At 42.1% G+C, this 1,073-nt stretch carries 2 protein-coding genes and 1 pseudogene; 1 reads left to right on the top strand and 2 read right to left on the bottom strand.

The annotated features are described in order from the left end of the window. Window positions 1-110 precede the first annotated feature (110 nt). Together IQ242_RS26595 and psaK are read right to left on the bottom strand one after the other, a co-directional pair. On the bottom strand, window positions 111-230 hold the full coding sequence (locus IQ242_RS26595; RefSeq protein ID WP_288141292.1) for a CopG family transcriptional regulator: 120 nt from the start codon (window positions 228-230) through the stop codon (window positions 111-113). Window positions 231-389: 159 nt separating this feature from the next. Continuing rightward, window positions 390-656, bottom strand: coding sequence for a photosystem I reaction center subunit PsaK (gene psaK, locus IQ242_RS25505; RefSeq protein ID WP_002756861.1), 267 nt, complete (start codon window positions 654-656; stop codon window positions 390-392). A gap of 120 nt (window positions 657-776) precedes the next feature. Between psaK and IQ242_RS25500 the strand changes: the two are divergent. Then, window positions 777-1,073: pseudogene (locus tag IQ242_RS25500) on the top strand (N-(5'-phosphoribosyl)anthranilate isomerase); the annotation flags it as partial.

The following is a 1,073-nucleotide window of genomic DNA, read 5'->3' as shown; positions in this document are numbered from 1 at the left end:
GATACACGCCACACAAGCGTTTGAACTCTGTTGGCTTTAAAGTTTTTACTTGTTCGTAAGTCATCTTTCAATCTTAACTCTTGGACTATTTTATCCTATTTTGTCTAGACTTATGCAAGAGATCTATGGGTTAATTTAGCCAATACTGCTTCTTCTTCGTCAGCAAAGTCTCCAGCTTCGACTTGGGCCACTGCTTTCTTAGTTTTCTCGCCAGCAGCCAGAATAATCACCCGATCTGGACGATTACTAGACTTCTGGCATAATTGACTTTTGAGAGTTCAAAAATGGGAAAATAGGGATGAAGTTGCCTAAAATCTCTTTATGCTTAGTTCTCCTGACTACTGGCTCCTCTCTCTGAGGTTTACTGGTCACTGATCACCGATCACTGATTAGAGAATACCTGCATTAGAAAGACCGAGAACCAGTCCCGCACCGAGAATATGGCCAAAACTCATGGTAGCCAATAATTCCGGCAGACCGAAGCTTTTTTTCGAGGCTAACTGCGGCAAGGGTAAAGCAGGGCCGGCCCCAGTATTTTGGATAGCAAAATAACCGATAACGAAGGCTACTAGGTTAGCTAAGGTCATGGTAATGCCGACGGATAAATTCCAGGGAATGGTTTGAGCGGTGGCTAAAAGTAAGGCGGAAGGGATCATTGGCGCTCCAGTCTTGATAAGATTCTGTTAATCACAGGGCATTATAAAAAGCTCTTGACCCGAAACTGCTTTTTGTTTGAATACTTAACAGTTTTTGTAACGTTTTGCGAATAAGATTAAATGCGAATTAAAATTTGCGGCATTACCCAACCAGACCAAGGACAAGCGATCGCTAATTTAGGAGCTACGGCCTTAGGTTTTATCCTCGTACCAAGTTCGCCTCGTTACGTCAAAATCGAGCAAATTAACGCTATTATCGCCGCAATACCCAACAAAATTGATTTTATTGGGGTTTTTGCCGACGAGCAACCCGAAATTATTCAGCAAATAATTTTAAAAACTTCCTTGACAAGTGTGCAGTTACATGGTAAAGAATCTCCCGAATATTGCCAAAGGTTGCGGCAATTATTACCCGAC

Source organism: Microcystis sp. LEGE 08355 (assembly GCF_015207185.1).
GTDB classification, from domain to species: domain Bacteria; phylum Cyanobacteriota; class Cyanobacteriia; order Cyanobacteriales; family Microcystaceae; genus Microcystis; species Microcystis panniformis.
Note: the sequence above shows the minus strand (reverse complement) of the source record. Positions and strands in the feature narration are given on the sequence as shown.